Origin of the sequence: Luteibacter aegosomatissinici (genome assembly GCF_023078495.1) — a bacterium.
GTDB classification, from domain to species: Bacteria; Pseudomonadota; Gammaproteobacteria; order Xanthomonadales; family Rhodanobacteraceae; genus Luteibacter; species Luteibacter aegosomatissinici.
Map to the genome: position 1 here is coordinate 396028 of NZ_CP095742.1, position 21634 is coordinate 417661.

At 66.0% G+C, this 21634-nt stretch carries 18 protein-coding genes; 12 read left to right on the forward strand and 6 right to left on the reverse strand.

The genetic code is table 11. The features are described from left to right. The 3 genes from L2Y97_RS01810 to L2Y97_RS01820 are packed head-to-tail and all read right to left on the reverse strand — an operon-like array spanning position 1 to position 2830. Positions 1–1347 (reverse strand): GldG family protein, encoded by a 1347-nt coding sequence (locus tag L2Y97_RS01810; protein WP_247432211.1) that lies wholly within the window; start codon positions 1345–1347, stop codon positions 1–3. Continuing rightward, positions 1347–2102, reverse strand: a complete 756-nt coding sequence (locus L2Y97_RS01815; protein WP_247432214.1) for an ABC transporter permease — start codon at positions 2100–2102, stop codon at positions 1347–1349. The genes L2Y97_RS01810 and L2Y97_RS01815 overlap by 1 nt, the downstream gene beginning before the upstream one ends. Next, the gene (locus L2Y97_RS01820; RefSeq protein WP_247432217.1) at positions 2099–2830 is read right to left on the reverse strand and encodes an ABC transporter ATP-binding protein; all 732 of its coding nucleotides are present in this window, start codon (positions 2828–2830) and stop codon (positions 2099–2101) included. The genes L2Y97_RS01815 and L2Y97_RS01820 overlap by 4 nt, the downstream gene beginning before the upstream one ends. Positions 2831–3066: 236 nt before the next feature. Between L2Y97_RS01820 and L2Y97_RS01825 the strand changes: the two genes are divergently transcribed. Further along, positions 3067–4260 (forward strand): DesA family fatty acid desaturase, encoded by a 1194-nt coding sequence (locus L2Y97_RS01825; protein ID WP_247432219.1) that lies wholly within the window; start codon positions 3067–3069, stop codon positions 4258–4260. A 282-nt stretch (positions 4261–4542) separates the two neighbouring features. On the opposite strand, the gene rpmG is transcribed toward L2Y97_RS01825, so the two are convergent. Together rpmG and rpmB are read right to left on the reverse strand one after the other, a co-directional pair. Next, the gene (gene rpmG, locus L2Y97_RS01830) at positions 4543–4707 is read right to left on the reverse strand and encodes a 50S ribosomal protein L33 (RefSeq protein WP_216156718.1); all 165 of its coding nucleotides are present in this window, start codon (positions 4705–4707) and stop codon (positions 4543–4545) included. Positions 4708–4718: 11 nt separating this feature from the next. Further along, positions 4719–4955, reverse strand: coding sequence for a 50S ribosomal protein L28 (gene rpmB, locus L2Y97_RS01835; protein WP_139979130.1), 237 nt, complete (start codon positions 4953–4955; stop codon positions 4719–4721). Between the two features lie 310 nt (positions 4956–5265). On the opposite strand from rpmB, the gene secB reads away from it, so the two are divergent. From secB to L2Y97_RS01850, 3 genes are all read left to right on the forward strand, one after another. Continuing rightward, a complete protein-coding gene (gene secB / locus L2Y97_RS01840) occupies positions 5266–5757 on the forward strand; it encodes a protein-export chaperone SecB (protein ID WP_247432222.1) in 492 nt (163 codons plus the stop codon). A 3-nt stretch (positions 5758–5760) separates the two neighbouring features. Next, on the forward strand, positions 5761–6798 hold the full coding sequence (locus tag L2Y97_RS01845) for an NAD(P)H-dependent glycerol-3-phosphate dehydrogenase (RefSeq protein ID WP_247432224.1): 1038 nt from the start codon (positions 5761–5763) through the stop codon (positions 6796–6798). A 118-nt stretch (positions 6799–6916) separates the two neighbouring features. Continuing rightward, positions 6917–9937, forward strand: coding sequence for a DEAD/DEAH box helicase (locus L2Y97_RS01850; protein ID WP_247432227.1), 3021 nt, complete (start codon positions 6917–6919; stop codon positions 9935–9937). 109 nt (positions 9938–10046) lie between these two features. Here the strand turns inward: L2Y97_RS01850 and glk are convergent, their stop codons facing one another. Then, positions 10047–11090: a glucokinase gene (gene glk / locus L2Y97_RS01855; RefSeq protein WP_247432229.1), complete on the reverse strand. Its 1044-nt coding sequence runs from the start codon at positions 11088–11090 to the stop codon at positions 10047–10049. Between the two features lie 222 nt (positions 11091–11312). Between glk and L2Y97_RS01860 the strand changes: the two genes are divergently transcribed. From L2Y97_RS01860 to L2Y97_RS01895, 8 genes are all read left to right on the forward strand, one after another. Continuing rightward, entirely contained in the window at positions 11313–12407 is a 1095-nt protein-coding gene (locus tag L2Y97_RS01860; protein ID WP_247432230.1) for an ABC transporter ATP-binding protein, read from the forward strand. Positions 12408–12586: 179 nt separating this feature from the next. Further along, positions 12587–14905: a TonB-dependent hemoglobin/transferrin/lactoferrin family receptor gene (locus L2Y97_RS01865; protein ID WP_247432232.1), complete on the forward strand. Its 2319-nt coding sequence runs from the start codon at positions 12587–12589 to the stop codon at positions 14903–14905. A 13-nt stretch (positions 14906–14918) separates the two neighbouring features. Beyond that, positions 14919–15992 (forward strand): hemin-degrading factor, encoded by a 1074-nt coding sequence (locus L2Y97_RS01870; RefSeq protein WP_247432235.1) that lies wholly within the window; start codon positions 14919–14921, stop codon positions 15990–15992. Further along, positions 15989–16831 carry a heme/hemin ABC transporter substrate-binding protein gene (locus tag L2Y97_RS01875; RefSeq protein ID WP_247432238.1) on the forward strand — a complete coding sequence of 281 codons (843 nt, stop codon included), beginning with the start codon at positions 15989–15991 and terminating at the stop codon, positions 16829–16831. Before L2Y97_RS01870 ends, L2Y97_RS01875 begins: the two co-directional genes overlap by 4 nt. Next, entirely contained in the window at positions 16828–17865 is a 1038-nt protein-coding gene (locus tag L2Y97_RS01880) for a FecCD family ABC transporter permease (protein ID WP_247432239.1), read from the forward strand. The genes L2Y97_RS01875 and L2Y97_RS01880 overlap by 4 nt, the downstream gene beginning before the upstream one ends. Then, on the forward strand, positions 17862–18632 hold the full coding sequence (locus L2Y97_RS01885; protein WP_247432242.1) for a heme ABC transporter ATP-binding protein: 771 nt from the start codon (positions 17862–17864) through the stop codon (positions 18630–18632). The genes L2Y97_RS01880 and L2Y97_RS01885 overlap by 4 nt, the downstream gene beginning before the upstream one ends. Before the next feature lie 84 nt (positions 18633–18716). Then, positions 18717–19706 (forward strand): porphobilinogen synthase, encoded by a 990-nt coding sequence (hemB, locus tag L2Y97_RS01890; protein WP_247432245.1) that lies wholly within the window; start codon positions 18717–18719, stop codon positions 19704–19706. 87 nt (positions 19707–19793) lie between these two features. Beyond that, positions 19794–21602 (forward strand): monovalent cation:proton antiporter-2 (CPA2) family protein, encoded by a 1809-nt coding sequence (locus L2Y97_RS01895; protein WP_247432247.1) that lies wholly within the window; start codon positions 19794–19796, stop codon positions 21600–21602. Positions 21603–21634: the final 32 nt, after the last annotated feature.

The window sequence follows — 21634 nt, forward strand, 5'->3', positions numbered from 1 at the left end:
TCAACGCCTCCGGCGACGCCAGGCGATGAATCCACCAGCCGCCAGGAGCAGGGCGGGCAGGGCAAAAAGGAAGCCGAACGTAAGCAGGTTCAGGCCATCCTGCGACACGGTCACGACGCGATCCGGCGCGCCGCGTGATGGCAGGTCCACCAGTACGTCATCGCCGAGCAGCCAGTTGAAGATGCGCTCACCCAGCGCGCGGTTGCCGCCATTGCCAACGTACGTGTTGGAAAGGAAATCACCGTCGCCGATCACGATGGCACGCTGTTCGCTCTTCACCGGGCTCGGGGAGAGGCGATTCAGCGCGAAGCCAAAGTCCAACGGTCCCTTCAGCTCACCGGCTTCCGGATGGAATGCAATGGTCGACGGCTTGTCGTTGTCGATGCCACCGAAAGCCGTCCAGCTGCGTTCGCCCGAGCGCAGGAACGGCACCACGGCCCAATCATGGTCCGAGACCTGGGCGAGCGCCGATGCCTGGGGAAACAGGGTCGTATCGCGGAAAGCGCGTGTGATCGCATGGAACGGATAGTCCGCCGCGACGACCAGTCGTGGATCCTGCACGTTCAAGGTACTGCCCTGGCCATCGACCAGGACGCCGGGGAGCACGCGCACACCCAGCACATCGGCAAGCGCACCCGTGCCGAGGTCTTCGTTGCCGGGCTCCGTGAGCCAAAGCAGGTTGCCGCCACCGCGCACGTAATCGACCAGGGCGCCCACCGCCTGGGGCGTGAGCGCTGCCGTGGGGCTCGCGAGCACCACCACATCGGTGTGCTCGGGCACGCCTTGGGTCTGGCTGAAATTAAGCGGCACCGCGCGCACACCGCGACGCTCCATCTGCTGCATGAAGGTGCCCAGGTCGGCGTTCGCGATGCCATCGGCCTGGCGTTCGCCGTCGCCCGTCACGAAGGCGATGATGCGTTCGCCGCCACGCGCAAGCCGCTCCAGTGCGTTCGACAGGTTGCGCTCGTTGATCGGGCTTTCGACGCGTTCCTCGCGGCCCTTGTAACGAACGATCAATGCGCCGTTGCCACTGATGCCAAGCTGGCGCGATGCCGCCGGATCCTTGTCGGGATCCACGAAAGCAAGGATCAGGTCGCTCTTTTCACGGCTGTAGCGTTCGATGATCGCGGCCGTCTGCTCGCGCAGCGGCCCGGTCGGTGAAAGGTAACCGACGACATCCACCGTGCCGGGGAGTTTGGAGAGCACGGCAACGCTTTCAGGGGCCAGGCTGGCGCGGGCGCCACGCGTCCAGTCTGCCGTCCACACGTGGCGAGAACTCAGGAAGCCGATGCAGCCGGCGGCGACGAACAGCCCGATGACGACGAGCCAGCGATCAAGGCGGCGCATTACTGGCGCTCCCGGTCGGCGCCAAGGCGGCGGGTGGCGAGCGTGAGCGACAGCGCGATGGCCAGGACGAACCAGACCAGGTCTTCCGAGGTCACCAGGCCGCGCAACAGGTTCTGCAAATGCGTCGCCATGGTGAGCCAGTTGAGGAAGCCCCCACTGACGCCGGCGGCTTGGGCGCCGCGGTCGATGGTCCATAGTGCCAGCGTAATGATCAGCGCCATGGCGGCAGCGATGGCCGGGAAGGCCGTGGCGGCGGAGCACGCGAGGCCGATGGCGGCCAGCGTGGCGAGCACGAGGGCGGTGCCGAGCGTCGCCGCCGCCAGCTTGCCCCAATCCGCCGTCGCGCTGAACCCGACCACGAGCGGCATGGCCAGGGTGACAAGCAGCCAGAGGCCAAGCCACGTCAGGACCGCAAGGTATTTGCCAGCCACGATGCGCCAGGGCGCCAGGCCGGTAGAGGCGAGCAGGGCAAGTGTGCCGGTGCGGCGCTCGCCCGCCAGCAGTGACATGGTCATCAGCGGCACCACCAGGAACGACAGCTTCACCAGCTCAGCCAGGAGCGGGATGGCCACGAGGTCGGTGAATCCCGGCGCATCGGCCACCGCCGCCAGCTTCACCTGCATGCCCAGGAACTGGCCCAGGCCGAGGACGAAGGTCCAGGCCAGCCAGGCAATGGTGAGCGCGGCCAGCGCCCACGCCAGCGGGCGCACCGCGAGGCGGCGGAGCTCCAGTCGGGTGACGGCGGCGAGACTCATGCGGCCGCTCCCGTAGCGATAGAAAAGAACGTGCTTTCGAGCGCCTTGCCACCGGCGTTGCCGCTGAGTGGTGCGTCGTGGCGCACACGGCCCTCGTGCAGAATCACGACGCGATCGCAGACGGCCGTCACTTCGGCGAGCACGTGGGTGGAGAGGATCACGGCGCTACCGGCGGCCGCTCGTTCGCGGATCACCTTGCGCAGTTCGCCCACCTGGACCGGATCCAGTGCGTTGGCGGGCTCATCCAGGATAAGCAGGGCAGGTTCGTGGACCAGGGCACACGCGAGACCTAGCCGTTGGCGCTGGCCTTGGGAAAGGACCCCAGCCAGCCGCTGGCGCAGTTCACCCAACTGCAGGCGTTCAATGATGCGAGTGGCCGCCGTGCGAGCATCCCGGCGCGAGGCCCCGCGCAGCGTCGCGAAGGCCTGCAAATGTTCGTCCACGTTGAGTTCGGGCCACATCGGGGCGCTTTCCGGTAGCCAGCCCACAAGGCGGCGGGCCATCCCGGGGTGGGACACGAAGTCGCGGCCATCAACCAGGATGGTGCCCGTATCGGGCTTCAGGGCGCCCGCCAACATCTGCAGGGTGGTCGATTTGCCGGCGCCATTGACGCCCAGCAGCCCCAGCACTTCACCCCGGTTCAGCGAGAAACTGACGTCGGTCACCGCCGCGCGGCCAGCCCGGCGGCGGGAAACGCCGGCGACATTCAGCAAAGCGGCATCGATCATGCGGCTAAATCGCCCAAAGTCGCGCAAAGCGCGGGAACCCGCAGGCATCGTGCCGGGCGGTCTTCACGTGGCTGAACAAGGCGGGTCGCAGTCATCCGGCGATTGTGCGGAAAGCGGCGCATTTCCCACAACCATGGGCTTCACAATTTGCCGCGATCCGTGCTGGTGGGTATGGAATGCCGGATATAGACTGCACAACTGTACATCCCCTTCACTGCCCAAGCGGTAACGACTCGATGTTCGACACGGTGCTCGACTTCCTGGCCAACGGCCTCACCCACGCGACGTGGGGCGAGATCGTGGTCTACATGCTCGTGGTCACCCAGCTCACCATCTTCACGGTGACGCTGTATTACCACCGTAGCGCCACCCATCGCGGCGTGGATTTTCACTGGACCCTCAACGGCTTCTTCCGTTTCTGGGGCTGGCTCACCACCGGCATGGTGGTGAAGGAGTGGGTTGCCATCCACCGCAAGCACCATGCGAAGGTCGAGACCGAGGAAGATCCGCACAGCCCGCAGATCTTCGGCATCAAGAAGGTGTTCCTCGACGGCGTGTCGTTGTATCGCGAGGCCAGCTACAACAAGGCCGACATGGAGAAGTACGGCCGCGGTACGCCGGATGACTGGTTTGAACGCAACGTGTTCGGCAAGCACCCGTACTGGGGGCCCGTGCTCATGGCCGTCATCGACCTTTCGCTGTTTGGCGTGATCGGCATGGCGCTGTGGGCCGTGCAGATGCTGTGGATTCCGTTCTGGGCGGCTGGCTTCGTCAACGGCATCGGCCACTGGTGGGGCTATCGCAACTTCGAAAGTAGCGACACGGCGACGAACATTTCGCCGTGGGGTTTCTGGATCGGTGGCGAAGAGCTGCACAACAACCATCATGCCTTCCCGAGCTCGGCCAAGTTCGCCCTGCGCAAGTGGGAGTTCGATATTGGCTGGACCATGATCTGCACGCTGCGTGCCGTGGGCCTCGCCAAGGTCCTGCGCGTGGCGCCTACGCTGAACATTCGCCCGAACGTGCACCTGCCTGACGCAGAAACGCTGAAGGGTGTGCTTACGCTGCGTTTCCAGGCCACCACCGACTACTACCGCAACGTCATCCTGCCGACCATGCGTGAAGAGGTGGAGCAGGCGGGTGATCGCATGAAGGCGATCCCGCGCCGTATGCGTCGTGCGCTGGCCGATGGCGGCCGCTGGCTGGATAACGATGCCCGCGAACGCATGCATGCCGCGCTGGCCAATCGCCCCGCGCTACAGACGGTGTGCGATTTCCGTGCCCGCCTGGTGGCACTGATGGAAGAGCGTGGTGCGGACAAGGCGCTCAGCGCCCTGCAACAGTGGATCCACGAAGCGGAAGAGAGCGGCATTCGTTCGCTGCAGCAATTCGCGCAGCGGCTGAAGGGCTATTCGGCGGTCGGTGCGTGAGGTAACGCACTCCGTTAGCCAGGTTAAGGCCCGCTTCGGCGGGCCTTTTCTTTGGTAGATATAGGGCGTAAGGCGTAAGTCGCCTGCTGCGCAGCCTGTAAGTCGGCCGTGATGCGGCCTGTTAATCGTCAGCAAAGTCGCGGACCTCATTCTTGCGAATCTACTGACGATTCACAGGCCACGCAGTGGCCGACTCACAGCCCGCAGTAGCGGGCGACTCACGCCCCTGCCCGCACGGAGGCGAAAAAAAACCCGCCTTGCGGCGGGTTCTTCGAAGATCAATTACTTGATCTTGCCTTCCTTGTAGATCACATGCTTGCGGACGACGGGATCGTACTTCTTGATCTCCATCTTTTCCGGCGTGTTCTTCTTGTTCTTGTCCGTGGTGTAGAAGTGCCCGGTACCCGCGGAGGAGATCAGGCGAATTTTATCGCGCTTGCCAGCCATTGTCGGACTCCTTAGATCTTCTCGCCACGGGCACGGAGGTCGGCCAGCACGGCTTCGATGCCGTTCTTGTCGATGGTGCGCAGGGCGTGGTTAGAAACGCGCAGCTTGACCCAACGGCCTTCGCTGGCGACCCAGAAGCGACGCTCGTGCAGGTTCGGCAACCAGCGGCGACGGGTCTTGTTGTTCGCATGCGAGACGTTGTTACCGGTCTGCACACCCTTATTGGTGACTTGGCATCTACGGGCCATGTGGCCTCCTTATAGATTCGGTTGGACCGCCCTTTGGCCAGGGTGGTGACGGCCCAGCAGCACGGCCCGTGGAAACAGGGGTGCCACGCGATGGCTGGAGATGGAGCGCTTCCGCCAGTTCGAGGCCCACATCGCGTGAAGGACCTGCCCGACAAAGCGGGTTGGCATAGGGAAGCCGGGCATTCTCCCAGATACCGGCCCCTTCACGCAAGCCGGATGTGCGCTTGCCCGGGTTGTGTGAAACAATCCCGGCTTTCGCGCCGCTGGCGTGAATCCTTACCCAACGACGCAATTTTCGAGGACCACACCCATGGCAGAGTTCAACGCCAACGGCCAGGCCGGCCAGCCCCAGCTCGTTCTGCAGAAGATCTACGTGAAGGATGCCTCCTTCGAAGCGCCCAATGCGCCGCAGATCTTCCAGGAAATGGGCGAGACCGAGGCCCAGCCCCAGGTCCAGCTGAACCTGGGCCACAAGGCCGTGGATCTCGGCAACGATCTGTTCGAAGTGGTGCTCTCGCTGACCCTGACCTGCGCCCTGGGCGAGCGCACCGCCTACCTGGCGGAAGTGCACCAGGCCGGTATCTTCGGCATCGCCGGCTTCACTGACGAAGACCGCGACGGCATCCTGGGCTCGTACTGCCCGAACCTGCTGTTCCCGTACGGCCGCCAGATGGTCTCGGCCATGATCCAGGAAGGTGGCTTCCCGCCGTTCCTCCTGCAGCCGATCAACTTCGATGCCCTGTACGCCGAGCAGCAGCGCCAGCAGGTCGAAGGCGCCGGTACCCATTCGCTCAACAGCTAAGCCGTGACCGCTCCTTCCCGACCCACCGTCGCCGTCCTCGGCGCCGGGTCCTGGGGCACCGCGCTGGCCGCGTTGCTGGCGCGCAATGACGTCCCCACGCGCCTGTGGGGACGTGACGCCGCTGCCCTGGCCGAGATGGCCGCGGCGCGGCGCAACCTGCGTTACCTGCCGGATCTGGATCTCCCGCCCGAGCTCTCGTACGAGGCCGACCTTGCCACCGTCCTGCGCGGCGCGGCGATCGTGCTCATCGTGGTGCCCAGCCACGCCTTTGCGTCGGTGCTCGACGAGATCATCCCGATGCTCGATCCGGGCGCCCGCATCTCCTGGGCTACCAAGGGTTTCGAGACAGGTACGGGGCGGTTCCTGCACGAACTGGTCAACGAAAAGCTCCCCGGCCACCCTGCCGCGGTGGTCACCGGGCCGTCGTTCGCCCGCGAGGTCACGGCGGGCCTGCCCAGCGCTGTCACGGTGCATGCCACCGATGAGGCGTTCGGCAAGGAACTGGCCGTGCTGCTGCATGCTCCGAATTTCCGTGCCTACACCGGCCACGACATCCTGGGTGCCGAGCTCGGTGGTGCCATGAAGAACGTGCTGGCGGTGGCCACCGGTGTGGCCGATGGCATGGAGCTGGGCCTGAACGCCCGCGCTGGCCTGATTACCCGAGGCATGAACGAGATGCTGCGCCTGGGCGTAGCGCTTGGCGCTCGCGCCGAGACCCTGATGGGCCTGGCCGGCCTGGGCGACCTGGTGCTGACCTGCACGGGCGATCTGTCCCGTAACCGTCGGCTGGGCCTGGCACTGGGCAAGGGCATTCCGCTGCAGGAAGCCATCCGCCAGATCGGCCAGGTGGTCGAAAGCGTGGTGACGGCCGATGAGGTGGACCGGCTCGCGGTCGCCCACGGCCTCGATCTGCCGATTTCCGCGGCCGTCCGCGATGTCCTCCACGGCAAGGTCACGCCGGAGGAAGGCGTGCGCCGCCTGATGGGCCGCGAGCAGAAGGCGGAATACCCGGTCGATCTGTTCGCCAACCGCCGGGGCTAGCCCCCGGACGCCACGCCGTTCGCTGAACCGGGCCGGTCCCGGGTAAAAAGTCCTACGGGCACGTCACGGTCCCTTTGCTAAGCTTCCTGTTTTGGTCGCGCAGGCGGGACCGACACGGATGCATCAACCGGACGAAAAGCGCAGGCGAAACGGGCCGGCAGGCGACCTGCCGGTGGCCTGGCAGCGGGCCATGGGCGGCATTGCGCCGGCGCCGGCCCCGGCGGCCGCCACGGATCGCACGGTCCTTGGTTTCTTCCTCGAAGGTGTAAACGACGACCACGAGCCCGCCGCGCGGCTGGATGTCGCCCCTGTCCTGCTCACGCTCAGCGAGGATGGCCGGTTCTCCCGGCCCCTGCCGCTGGATAGCCGGCACCTCCCCGAATCCGTTCTCAGCGTTGCCGAGAAGCGCCTTGCCGCCACGGTGCTGGGCTTGCCGCAAACCTTGCGCAAGAGCCGCAGTTACGCCCGTTTCGCTGGCCCGCTGGGCGACCAGCTGCTCACCGAGGTCCTGGATTCCGCGCCTTGTTTTTTCGGTGGCGTGGCGGGGCTGCGCCTGTCGCGCGGCGCACCCCATGCCTTGCGCTGGCGCTGGAATGTCGAGAAAGACGGCGGCCAGAAACTGCTTCCGGATGTCCCATCTAGCCAGCGGCTGTTCCGCGTCGGCACGCTGTGGTTCCTGGATGCCGAGCACGCGGAAGTGGGCCCGCTGGAAGGCGACCCGGCAGAAAGCGCGTGGCTGGACCTTCCGCCCCTGCCACCCGAAAGCACCGGTACGTTCGTGTCGGGCATGGGCTCGGCTGGCGTGGGTTCTCGCGTTCCCGCCCCGCAGGTGTTCGGCGAGATGCGCCGCGCGGAGGTATCGCCGCGCCCCGTGCTTACATTGCACGCGCTCACCCGCCACGCACGCCTGGCGGCCGGTACGCCGCCGCTGGCTTATGGCCGCCTGTCCTTCGACTACGCGGGCGAGCGCCTGCCCGGTCGTGGCGGCGAGCCGCTGGTGCGCCGTGTGCGCAACGGCGTGCTGCTGGAAATCACCCGCCGTCGTGCCGAAGAACTTGCCAGCATGGAGAGCCTGGAGACCGCCGGCCTCAACCCGGCGGTGGATACCGAGGGTCTGCCGTGGGACATGGCCGATACGCTCCCTGACGATGCGTGGCTGTTCCCAGGCAAGGGGTACGCGGGGGCGCTTGAAGTAAACACGCCGGCGCGCTGGCTCGCGCTGCGACCGAAACTGGAAGCCGATGGCTTCCTGCTCGATTACGCACCCAGCTTTCCGTTCGAAGTGCTGGAAGGCCCCGTGCACTGGTACGGCCAGGCTCGCGAAGACGATGCCGACCGCGCATTCGACCTGGAAATCGGCATCGAGGTGGAAGGCCGCCGGGTGAACCTGCTGCCCGCCGTGGCGCAGGCGCTCGCCGAACATCAGCTCAGCCTTAGCCCCCTGCCGGGCGAGGCCGAAGATTCCGTGTGGTACGCACCGGTGGATGATCGCCGCCGCGTGCCGGTTCGCCTGAAAGAACTGCGCGACCTGCTCGCGCCGCTGGCCGAATACCTCGAAAAGCCACGCCAGCAATTGCATCTGCCGCGCGTGCAGGCTGGCCGTCTTGAAGAACTGGTACAGGCACTGCCGAGCGGCGGTTCGTTCGAAGCACCGGAGCGGCTGCGCGGTTTCACCAAGCGCCTGCGCGATGCCGCGGAGCGCGCGAGCGATGCCGTGCCCGAACTGCTGCAGGCCGAGTTGCGTGGCTACCAGCGCGACGGCCTGCGCTGGATGAACGCACTCGCCGAAGCGGGCACCGGCGGTGTGCTCGCCGACGACATGGGCCTGGGCAAGACGCTGCAGCTCATAACCCACCTTCTCGCGCTGAAGGAGAGCGGCCAGCTCGAGGCGCCCGCGCTTGTCGTGGTGCCGACCAGCCTCGTGCCGAACTGGGTTTCCGAAGTGGCGCGCTTCGCACCGAGCTTGCGCCTGCTTGCCTTGCACGGCCCGCAGCGCGCCGAAACCTTCACGCGCATGGCGGAAAACGACGTCATCCTCACGACATACGCGCTGTTGCCACGCGACGTCGAGGCGCTGAAGAAGCAGCCGTTCTCGCTGGTGGTGCTCGATGAAGCGCAGCAGGTAAAGAACCCGCGTACGCAGGCACGTCGCGCGTTGCTTGCGTTGAAGATCCCGCGTTGCCTGTGTCTCACCGGCACGCCGCTGGAAAATCACCTGGGCGAGCTATGGTCGCAGATCGACCTGGCAGTGCCTGGGTTGCTCGGCGATGAAGGTGCGTTCCGCCGCCATTACCGCGCGCCGATTGAAAAACACCAGGACACCGCGGTGCAGGAACGCCTTAACCGGCGCATCGCCCCGTTCATCCTGCGCCGTACGAAGGCGCAGGTTGCGTCCGAACTGCCGGCCAAAACCGAGATTACCCGCCGCGTCGTCATGGAGCCGCGCCAGCGCGATCTGTACGAGAGCCTGCGCCTGTCGCTGGCTGAGGAACTGCGCGAGGTCATCGCGCAGCGCGGTATCGCCCACAGCGGTATCGTCGTGCTCGATGCGCTGCTGAAGCTGCGCCAGGTCTGCTGCGATCCGCGCCTGGTGAAACTGGAAGCCGCGCGCGGCGTGCGCGAATCGGCCAAGTTCGAACTGCTGATGGACATGCTGCCGGCGCTGCTTGCAGAAGGCCGCCGCGTACTGTTGTTCAGCCAGTTCACCGAGATGCTCAAGCTCATCGCCAGCGAGCTCGATCGCCGCCGCCTGAGCTACGTCACGCTCACCGGCGAAACACGCGACCGCGCGGAGCCCGTGCAGCGCTTCCAGGACGGTGAAGTGCCGCTGTTCCTGCTGTCGCTGAAAGCCGGCGGCGTCGGCCTTAACCTCACGGCGGCCGATACCGTAATCCACTACGACCCGTGGTGGAACCCGGCGGCCGAAGCGCAGGCCAGCGATCGCGCGCACCGCATCGGCCAGGACAAGCCGGTGTTCGTCTACCGCCTGATCACCGCAGGCACGGTGGAAGAGCGAATCGAGGAGCTGAAGGCCCGCAAGGCCGAACTCGCCGATGCAGTGCTTGAAGGTGGCGGCAGCCGCGAACGCCTGAGCTTCGACGAAAGCGACCTGGATGCGCTGCTCGCCCCGGCGAGCTGAAGAGGCTCGCCGCTTCGTGGGTGGGTCGCGCGCAAGCACACTCCTACGCGGGCATCGCGCGCTGCATACGCTCCTGTAGGAGCGCGCTTGCGCGCGATCAGTAGCTAGGTCAGCGGCGCAGCGGCGTACCGCCGGCTTCGACGATCGCCAGTGCCGCGCCACCGATGAGGCCCGGCTCCGGGTTCATGATGGCCTGGGTGGGCACGGCTTCCATGGTGTCGCGGAAGCGGCCCTTGGCTTCGAAGCGCTCGCGGAAATGCTTCTGGATCCACGGCAGCAGGATCGGGGTCATGCCGCCGGTCAGGTACACGCCATCCCATGCGCCCAGGGTCAGGACCAGGTCGCCAGCGACGCTGCCGAAGATGCCGGCGAAGGTTTCGACCGCGCGCAGGCACATCGGGCACGAGCCATCGGTGGCGCGCTTCGTGATGAGCTCGGGCGTGATGCCTTCTTCCGGCTTCTGGCCGGAGATTTCGCAGATGGCTTCGTACAGATTCTGCAGGCCGCCGCCGCTGATCAGGCGCTCGTTCGAGACGCGGCCGTAACGCAGGTTCAGTACCTTCAGGATCTCGATATCTTCGGCGCTATGCGCGGCGAAGCCAGCGTGGCCACCTTCGGTCTGCAGCACGCTGACCTTGTCGCCACGGATGAGCAGGCCGCCCACGCCGAGGCCGGTGCCCGGGCCGACGACGACGAAGGTCTGTTCTTCCTTCGCGCCAATGCGCGGCACGGCGGGGTTGCCCACGCGCATGAGCTCGGTGTTGCCCTTGTCATCGACCACCTTGTCCGGGCTCATCAACATCACCGCCATGGACTGCGCGGCGAAATCGTTGACCAGGTGGACCCATTCCAGGTCCAGCTCGGCAGCGAGCTTATGGGCGGAAATGGCCCACGGGTTGTTCGTGACCTTTACCGTCTCACCGTTATCGATACGGCCGGCGGCGGCGATGATGGCGCGCTGCGCCTCGTGCCCGGTTTCCTTGAAGTACTGCTTCGCGGCGTCGGCCAGCGAGGCGTAATCCTTCACGTGGTAGCACCGGATGCTTTCCTGGATAAGCGGCTGATCGGCTTCGGGATGGGCGATGCCAAACCGGACATTCGTGCCGCCGAGGTCGGCGAGCAGGGTCGGCGCCGCGGCGCTAACGTTGGCCATGATGGGAAACCTGTCGTGTCACGGAAGCCCGCAAGGGTGCCTCTTGCGGGGGCTGTCGTCTAGTGACGGTTTGCTCTTCACTCCGTTGACACGGCCGGGGAGTCCTGTATGGGGCCGTGGATCCGACACTTTGACGTAAACGATTACGTTGGCAGAATACCCCATCACCCAGTCCGATGGCAGGCCTTCGCCTGCCGGCCGGGTTCCTACCGGAGAGTTTTGATGGCAGCAGTCCGCCTCGACAAGGTGCGCAAGGTTTACCCCAACGGCCACGTCGCGCTGAAAGAAGCGAGCTTCGAGATCGCCGATGGCGAGCTGCTGGTGCTGGTGGGCCCTTCGGGCTGCGGCAAGACCACGCTGCTGCGCATGATCGCTGGCCTGGAGTCCATTTCCGGGGGCACGATGAGCATCGGCGATCGCGTAGTGAACGATGTGGCGCCGAAGGATCGCGACATCGCGATGGTGTTCCAGAACTACGCGCTTTACCCGCACATGACCGTTCGCGAGAACCTTGGGTTTGGTTTGCGGCTGCGTGGCGTCGACAAGGCCGAGATCGATAAGCGCGTCGCAACCGCCTCCGACATGCTCGGCCTGAACGAACGCCTGGACCATCGCCCCGCCGCGCTCTCGGGCGGGCAGCGCCAGCGCGTCGCGCTTGGCCGCGCGCTCGTGCGGGACCCATCGGTGTTCCTGCTCGACGAACCGCTGTCGAACCTCGATGCCAAGCTGCGCCTTTCCACGCGCGTGGAGATCGCCCGCATCCATCGCCGCGTTGGCGCGACCATGGTCTACGTCACCCACGACCAGATCGAAGCGATGACGCTGGGCCAGCGCATCGTGGTGTTGAACGGTGGTGTCATCCAGCAGCTCGATACGCCGATGAACCTGTACAACAAGCCGGCGAACCTTTTCGTGGCGGGTTTCCTTGGCAGCCCGGCCATGAACCTGTTCCACGGCACGCTGCGTCGCGAAGACGGGCTGCGCCTGGTCATGCCCGAAGGCAGCATCACCCTTGGCGTGGACTCGCCTGCCCTGGCGCCGTACCTCGACAAGCCGTTGATCGTGGGCCTGCGCCCCGAGGATCTGCTCACCGTCGCCGATCATGCCGGCATCGACGAGCGCTTGCGCGCCCATGTCGAAGTGGTGGAGCCGGTGGGTAACGAAGTGTTCCTCAACATGCGTCACGCCGGTGATGAACTCGTCTCGCGGGTACCGCCGCATTCGTCGATCCAGCCGGGTAGCGACGTCGGGTTGGGCTTCCACGCCGAACGCCTGCATTTCTTTGATCCCGAGACCGCGGCCCGTATCGAAGTGTGAGTATCGTCTCATATTGCGAATGCGAGCCATTCTCAATAAACTAGGCGGCGACCGCTCATGAAGAGGCGGCGAACGACTCCCCGATAACCCCGGCCGCCAGCCCGGAGGCACGTTCCTCCTTCGCAAGCTCCCGATACGCACCACCCCTGGGGTGGTGTGCCTAGCGAAGGACGATCCACGTGTTCACAACCCGGAAAAACCTCCTCGCCGCAGCCGTGGGCGCGGCGCTCCTCTGTGCCAGCGCCGCGCACGCAGCGGATGTACCTGCGGCGCCTATCGCCGCTACGACCACCGATGATCTGCCGCGCATCACCGTGACGGCCATCGGGTCGTCGCTGCGGTTCGACGTACCGGCCACGGTCACCGTCATCGATCGTCAAAAGATGGATCGCCACCTCGTGGCGACTATCCGTGACCTAGTGAAGTACGAGCCGGGTGTTTCCGTGGTGGGCACCGCCGGCCGTTGGGGCCTGGATAGCTACAACATCCGCGGTCTGGACGGTAACCGCGTCTCGATCCTTACCGACGGCGTGCCGGCGTCCAGTTCGTTCGGCTTCTCGACCACCGGCATGCGCGCGGGCCGCAGCTTCGTCGATCCGGACACGCTCAAGGCCGTGGAAATCACCCGTGGCCCGGCTTCCGCTTTGAATCCGTCGGATTCGCTCGGCGGCACGGTGCGCTACACCACGAAAGACCCGGCGGACTACCTGAAGGACGGCAAGGATACCTACGTGTCGGTGCGTGAGCGCTACGACAGTGCCGACCGTTCGCTCGGCACGTCGCTCACGCTGGCAGGCGGGCGGCCCGATAACGGCCTGGTGATCGTCGCGAACCACGTAGAAGGCCATGACCTCGGCAACAAGGGCGATGTCGCGACGCAGGACTACACCCGCACCCGCCCCGATCCGCTGACCCAGAACACCACCAGCATCCTGGCCAAGTACGTGCACGTGGCCGCCAGCGGTCGCGAAGATCGCATCACGGCGGATTTCTATCGCAACAACGTCGATACCAACGTGCTGAGCGCCGTCGGCCAGTCCGGGACGACGAAGCTTCTGACCGACACCGCTAACGACCGTGCGACCCGCCAGCGTGTCTCGGTGGGCCAGCGTTTCCCGACGATCGACATGGGGATCGCCGATACGCTCGAATGGGATGCGTACTGGCAGAAGTCGGAGACCGAATCGCAGACCCGCACGCTCGCCAACGTGCCGTCCCGCGCAGCGACCTACGACCGCCTGTACCTCAGCGACCTGCAGGAGAAGCTGTTCGGCGGGCACCTGAACCTCGGCAAGACGATCGATTCGGGCAGCGTGCAGCAGCACATCACGTATGGCCTCGAAGCCTCGCGCACCACGCCCACCGGCCAGCTGGGCGGGCAGGGCACCAACATCGCCACGGGCATCACGTCGAGCAGCTCACCGTACATGCCTGAAAACTATCCGCTGCGATTCTTCCCGCGCAACGACACCGACCGTTACGCGGTGTTCGCGCAGGACGATATCTCGCTCGTGGACGGTCGCCTGCACATCACCCCGGGCGTGCGCTGGGACCACTACGCATTCAAGCCGGACCAGAACGATCCGTACTACCAGAGCTCCTTCGTGCAGGAGGGCCTGGATGACGTGAAGAAGAACCGGTTCTCGCCCAAGCTGGGCGTGACCTGGGCCATGAATGAGAACATTGAGCTGTTCGGTAACTACAGCCAGGGCTTCCGTCCGCCGCTTTACAACGAACTTGCCGTTGCGTGGGGCACCGCGCGCCTGTACGGCATCGTGCCCAATGCGAACCTGAAGCCCGAAACCAGCAAGGGTATCGAGATCGGCGTACGCGGTAACGGCGAGCTGGGCTACTTCAGCGCCAGCGCCTACTACAACCGCTACCGCAACTTCATCTACGGGGGCTACACGCTGCCGCGCAGCGAGTGGCCGCAGTGGGCGATCAACCAGAACCTCCTGATCGTGATGCAGGCGGTGAACTTTCCCAAGGCCACCATCAAGGGTGTGGAAGCCTCGGGTGGCCTGATGCTCGGCGCGCTCAACGATGCCCTGGCCGGCTGGCGCGTGGAAGGTAATCTTGCCGCTTCCAAGGGCGACAAGAAGACCTATGAAGGCGGATGGTCGCCGCTCAACAGCGTCGATCCGCTCACTGCCTCGCTGGGTATCGCGTACGACGCGAAAACCTGGGGTGCCGAGCTGATTGGCAAGGGCGTGCAGCGCAAATCACGCCTGGACGACACGACGACGTTCCGTGCGCCCGGCTACGCCACGCTGGATCTCTACGCGCACTGGAAACCGTGGGAGCCGTTGGAGCTGATGGCTGGCGTGACCAATATCGCCGACCGCAAGTACTGGGATTGGGGCTCGCTGCATGGCGGCGTACTCACCAACGTGGCGACGGGCGGTGGCATCGACGATACCCAGGCACGCAATGCGCAGATTGAGCGGCTGACCATGCCCGGTCGCGCCCTCGTTGTTTCGGCCCGCTATACCTTCTGAAGGAGGCCTTGCCATGCAAGAGATCCAGACGGCCCCCGCGCCGCGAATCGATATTCCGGCGCTGCTCAATGGCTACCGCCGCCTGCGTGAAACCGAGCCCGGCCTGCGTGCCCGCGATGCCGCACAGCGCCTGGGCGTCAGCGAAGGCGCGCTGGTCGCGAGCCGCGTGGGGGATGGCGTGATTCGCCTGGAAGGCGAGTTGCCCGCCCTGATCCGCGAACTGCCAGCGCTTGGGCCGGTCATGGCACTCACGCGCAATGAATACTGCGTGCATGAGAAGACCGGCCAGTACGATCACATCGATATCGGCGGCACGATGGGTATCGTGCTCGCGGAAGATATCGACCTGCGCCTGTTCCTCCGTCACTGGCGTTTTGGCTTTGCCGTGAAGGAGGCCTCGCGTGGCCGTGAGCTCGAAAGCCTGCAGTTTTTCGACGGCGATGGAGCGGCGGTGCACAAGGTCTACCTGACCGAACACACCGATCGCGCCGCGTGGCGTGCGCTGCTGAACCGTTACACGGCAGCGGTACAGTCGCCACTGATCGATATCGTAAGCGTCGATGAGCCGCTTCCCGAGCGCCTGGCAGACGACGGCGTGGATGTGGACTCGTTGCGCGACCACTGGCGTGCGCTGCGTGATCCCCACGACTTCTTCGCCATGCTGAAGAAGCACAAGGTGACGCGTACCCAGGCGCTTCGCCTGGTCGGCGATGAGTTCGCTACCCGGGTGGACGACGGCGCGATCCGCACCGTGCTGGAGGGCGCCGCGGCGACGGGTGCACCGCTCATGGTGTTCGTGGGCTCGCCCGGCGTGGTGCAGATCCACACCGGGCCGGTGGGCAACATCATGATGGCCGGGCCATGGATCAACGTGATGGACCCGGGGTTCAACCTGCACCTGCGGACGGATGCGATCGTCAGCAGCTGGATCGTGAGGAAGCCAGTGCCCGAGGGCGTGGTTACATCGCTCGAGCTTTACGCCGCGGACGGAACGCAGATCGTGCAGATCTTCGGTAAGCGCAAACCGGGCGTGCCCGAGCGCGAAGACTGGCGTGCGCTGCTCGCCACCGTGGAGGTGGCGGCATGAACGTCCGTCGCACCCTGCTCGCGGCAACGGTCGCGCTGCTCACGCTTCCCGGTGTGGCGATGGCCGCCACACGCATCGTGTCGCTCGGTGGCGATGTCACGGAGACGATCTACGCGATCCATGCACAGGACCAGCTCGCCGCCGTCGACAGCACCAGTACGTGGCCCGAGGCAGCGCGCACGCTCCCGGACGTGGGCTACGTGCGCCAGTTGAGCGCCGAAGGCGTGCTCGCGCTCCGTCCGGACCTGATCCTCGCGACGCACGATGCCGGGCCGCCGACGGCGATGGAGCAGATCCGCGGTGCGGGTGTGCGCATCGAGACCTTGCCAGCCTCGCGCTCGCCGGAAGATATCGAGGCAAAGATTCGCCAGATCGGCGAACTCACGGGCCACCCGAAGGAAGCCGATGCGTTGGCCAACGACGTGGCGGCTCGCTTTGCGGCGCTCGCCAAATCGGTGGCGGCGATGGCAAACCATCCCCGCGCCGTGTACCTCATGTCGGCGGGGCACGGCAGCCCGATGGCAGCGGGCCACGATACCGCGGCGGATCGCGCGATCACGCTGGCGGGTGGCGTGAATGCCGCGGCGGAGGTACCGGGTTACAAGGCGGTATCGCCGGAAGCGCTGGTGGCAATGAAGCCCGATGCCATCCTGTTGATGAAAGAGCAGGAGCAGGCCGTCGGTGGCATCGACGGCGTGCTGCGCATGCCGGGTATCGTCGATACACCAGCGGGCAAGGCGAAGCGTATCTACTTCGTGGAAGGCCAGGCGTTGCTCGGATTCGGCCCGCGCACGGCCGAGAATGCGGCAGCGCTACAGGCACGCTGGGCGCACCCGTGAACAGCGTGGCAGCGTCGTTGCCACGGCGCCGCGCCAGCCGCCAGGCCCTGCTTGGCGCGCTGGCGTTACTGTTGTTGGCGACGGCGACCTGGAGCCTTACCCGGGGTGCCATGGCCATCTCGCCGGGCGATGTCGCGGGGGCCTTGCTGCGTTGGCTGACGGGTGCGCCCGCGCGCGGTGATGATCAGATCATCCTCGGCCTGCGCCTGCCACGCCTGTTGCTCGCCACCATGGTGGGCGCGGCGCTGGCGACCGGCGGCGGCACTATGCAGGGCCTGTTCCGCAACCCGCTCGCGGATCCCGGCCTCATCGGCGTCTCCGCGGGTGCGGCGCTCGGTGCGGTCGGCGCGATCGTGCTGGGTAGCCAATCGGGCTCCTGGCTTGTCGCCGCCTTTGCCTTCGTTGGCGGTCTTTTGGCGACCACCTTAGTCTTCCTGATCGGGCGCAGGCGCCCCGGGGTCGCCAATCTCCTTCTGGCGGGCGTGGCGATCAACGCCATCGCCATGGCGGGCGTGGGCTTGCTCACCTATCTCGCCAATGAAAACCAGCTGCGCGATCTCACCTACTGGTCGCTGGGCAGCCTGGGTGGCGCGAGCTGGTCACGGCTGGGCATCGTCGCACCATGGATCGTGCTGCCCTTGCTGCTCGTGCCGCGCGCGGCGGTGGCGCTGAATGCGCTCTTGCTTGGCGAAGGCGAAGCCGCGTTACTCGGCTTTCGCCCGGAGCGCCTGCAGCCGTTGCTCGTGGCCCTGGTCGCGCTGTCGGTCGGTGCGTCGGTCGCGTTCACCGGGGTCATTGGCTTTGTCGGGCTCGTCGTTCCGCACCTGTTGCGGATGACGTGCGGGCCGGATCATCGTTTTCTTCTTCCGGCGTCCGCGCTGGGTGGCGCGACGCTGCTGGTGGCCGCCGATGCCCTGGCACGTACCATCGTCGCACCCGGTGAATTGCCCATCGGCGTCCTGACCGCACTGGTCGGTGGCCCTTTCTTCCTATGGCTGCTGTTACGCCGGCGTGCGGGGGAGGCCTTGTCATGACCATGGCAAACAGTGGCGATCTGGTCGCCGAGGGCGTGTGCATCGTCCGCCAGGGGCGAACCATTGTTGGGCACGTGTCGTTGGCTGCATCGCCGGGGCGCCTGCTGGTGTTGGTAGGCCCCAACGGTGCGGGTAAGAGCACCCTGCTTGGGGCACTGGCCGGCCGCGTGCGACCCGATGCGGGGCAGGTGAGCCTGCATGGCCGGCCCTTGCCCGAGTGGGACCCCCGCGAGCTGGCCCGGCACCGCGCCATGCTCTCCCAACGCGTGGACCTGGCCTTCGGTTTCACGGCATGGGAAGTGGCCATGCTCGGCCGGAGTCCCCACGTACAGGACGCCGCGCGTGATGAGCGCATCGCTACCGCCGCCCTGCGCGCGGCCCACGCCTGGGAGCTGCGCGATCGCCGGTATACCGCGCTCTCCGGTGGCGAGCAGCAGCGCGTGCAGCTGGCCAGGGTACTGGCGCAGGTGTGGGAAGGTGGACGTTCGGGCGGCTGGCTCCTCCTCGACGAGCCCGAGGCCGGGCTGGATATTGCCCATCAGCACTTCATCCTGCGCCGGGCGCGTGCGTGTGCTGCGCTTGGCCTGGGCGTGATCGCCGTGCTGCACGACCTGAACCTGGCCGCGCGCTATGCGGATGAGGTGGCGGTACTGGCATCGGGCGCCCTCTTGCGCCATGGCCCACCGCAGGAAGCCCTGGATACCGCTTTGCTATCCGAGATCTACGGCATACCCCTGGGGCGGGCGTTCGGCATCGACGTCGCCTGAAGGCGCCTGCGACGACCTGACGCCCCGCCCGGCGCCCGGCGGGGCGTAAAATAGGCGGATCGCCACACGAACAGGCACGTCCCCATGACCTTTCCTGCTGTCCGTATGCGCCGCATGCGTCGCGACGCTTTCTCCCGCGCGCTGATGCGCGAAACCGTCCTCACCAGCGCCGACCTGATCATGGTTGCCTTCGTGGTGGATGGCGAAGGTGTCCGCCAGCCGGTGCCCTCCATGCCGGGCGTGGAGCGCCTGTCGATTGATGAACTGGTGAAGCTGGGCGCCGAATGCGTCGCCCTGGGCATCCCGGCGTTGGCGCTGTTTCCCTCGGTGGATAACTCGGTCAAGACCGAAGATGCCCGCGAGGCGTGGAATCCCGACGCACTGTTCCAGCGCGCCACGCGCGAGCTGAAGAAGCATTTCCCCGAGCTGGGCCTGATCGGCGACGTGGCGCTGGATCCGTATACGACCCACGGGCAGGATGGCCTGATCGACGCGGAGGGCTACGTCATGAACGAGCCCACGGTCGAGGCCCTGATCAAGATGTCGCTGGCGCAGGCCGCGGCCGGGATGGATTTCGTCGCACCCTCGGACATGATGGATGGCCGCATCGGTGCCATACGCGATGCCCTGGAGGCGGCAGGCTTTATCCACACCCGCATCCTTGCCTATTCGGCCAAGTACGCATCCAGCTTCTACGGCCCATTCCGCGATGCCGTCGGCTCGGCCGCCAACCTCGGCAAGGGTAACAAGCACACGTACCAGATGGACGTGGGCAACAGCGACGAGGCACTGCGCGAGGTTGAACTCGACCTGGCCGAAGGCGCCGATGCGGTGATGGTGAAGCCGGGCCTGCCGTACCTCGATATCGTGCGCCGCGTGAAGGAGACCTTCGGTGCGCCCACGTTCGTGTACCAGGTGAGCGGCGAGTACGCCATGATCAAGGCGGCCGCACAGAACGGGTGGCTGGATGAGAAAGCGGTGGTGCTCGAATCGCTGGTGGCGATGAAACGCGCGGGCGCCGACGCGATCCTCACCTATTTCGCGATCGACGTCGCACGCTGGCTCAAAGGCTGAACCCGCTCGCCGGCAGGCAGGTGTTTCGTCCAAACCGCGCGGGCATGCCCATGACATAATCCCGGACAGTATTTCGGGAGTCACGGGATGGACGGACATCATTTCCTCGAAACGGCGGTGGTCTTCCTGCTGGCGACGGTCATTGCCGTCCCGCTGACCAAGCGTTTCCGTCTCGGCGCCGTCCTCGGCTTCCTGCTCGCAGGCGTCATTATCGGCCCTTCGGTGCTGGGCCTGGTCAGCGATACGGCCGGCGTGGCCACCATCTCCGATTTCGGGGTGGTGCTGATGCTGTTCGTCATCGGCCTCGAACTATCGCCTTCGCGCCTGTGGGTCATGCGCCGCGCCGTGTTTGGCAGCGGCACGCTGCAGGTGATCGTGTGCGCGCTGGCGCTCGGCGCCATGGGCTATTACCTGTTCGGGCTCACCTGGAAGGCCGCGGTGATCGTCGGCGGCAGCCTTGCGCTTTCCTCCACGGCGTTTGGCCTGCAGATCCTTGCCGAGCGCAAGGAGGCGGGCATGGCCTATGGCCGCCAGGCGTTCGCCATCCTGCTGTTCCAGGACCTGGCCGCCATCCCGTTGATCGCCGCCGTGCCGTTGCTGGGCGGCGCGCTCGCGCGCGATACGCACGCCCCCGACATCATGAGCATCATGCGCGTGGTCGGCGCCATCATCGGCGTGATCATCGGTGGCCGCGTGGTGCTGCGCCACGTGTTCCGTTTCGTGGCGCGCGCCAAGAGCACGGAGGTCTCGACGGCCACGGCGTTGCTGGTGGTCATGGGTACGGCCTGGCTCATGGAGCTGGCGGGCATCTCGAGCACGCTGGGTGCCTTCCTTGCGGGCCTGCTGCTGGCGGATTCGGAATACCGGCATGAGCTTGAATCCAACATCGAGCCGTTCAAGGGCCTCCTGCTCGGCCTGTTCTTTATCAGCGTCGGCATGTCGGTCGACCTGCAGCTGCTGTACGCGAAGCCCTTGGTGGTGATCGCGCTGGTCGCCGCGCTGTTGGCGGTGAAGGCTATCCTTATCATGCCGCTGGGCAAGCTGGTCGGGGGGCTGAGCAATGCCGATTCGGTACGGCTGGCCGCGATATTGGCCAGCGGTGGCGAATTCGCCTTCGTCGTGCTCAACCTGGCGCAGCAGCAACACATCATCACCGAGCCGCAGCGTGGCCTGATGGTCATGACGATTTCGCTTTCGATGGCCTTGACGCCCTTGCTAGTGCTGCTTGCCGCGCGGCTCGTCCATGAGCGCGCACGCAAGCCGGACCGCGAATTCGACCAGATCGAAACCGATGCGCCGCGCGTCATCATCGCGGGCTTCGGTCGCATGGGCCAGATCGTCGCCCGTGTGCTGCGCGCGCAGGGCATCCAGTTCGTTGCGCTGGAAAGTTCGGTGGAGCAGGTGGAGACATCGCGCCGCTTCGGTGGTACGTCCCTGTTCTTTGGTGATCCCGGCCGCCCGGAGATGCTGCGCGCCGCGCAGGCGGACAAAGCCGAAGTGTTCGTGCTGGCCACGGATGACCCGGAAGCCAACCTGCGCACGGCACGCCTGGTTCGCCGCCAGTTCCCGCACCTGAAAATCGTGGCGCGTGCGCGTAATCGCCAGCACGTGTTCCGCCTGATGGATATCGGCGTGGAAGATCCGGTGCGCGAGACGTTCTACTCCAGCCTGATGATGACTCGCCATGTGCTGGAGGCGCTGGACATGGCGCCGGAGGTGGTCGAAGCGCGCATCGCCCGCTTCCGCAAGCTCGACGAGCAGGTGCTGCGCTCGCAGTACCTGGTGTACGACGACGATGCCGCGCTGATCCAGAGCTCCAAGGAAGCGCTGAACGACCTGCAGCACCTCTTCGAGGCCGATGCCGCCGAAGAACGCGAACGCGCCGAAGAAAAATAACGCAAGGCGCCCTTGCAGGGGCGCGCTTGCGC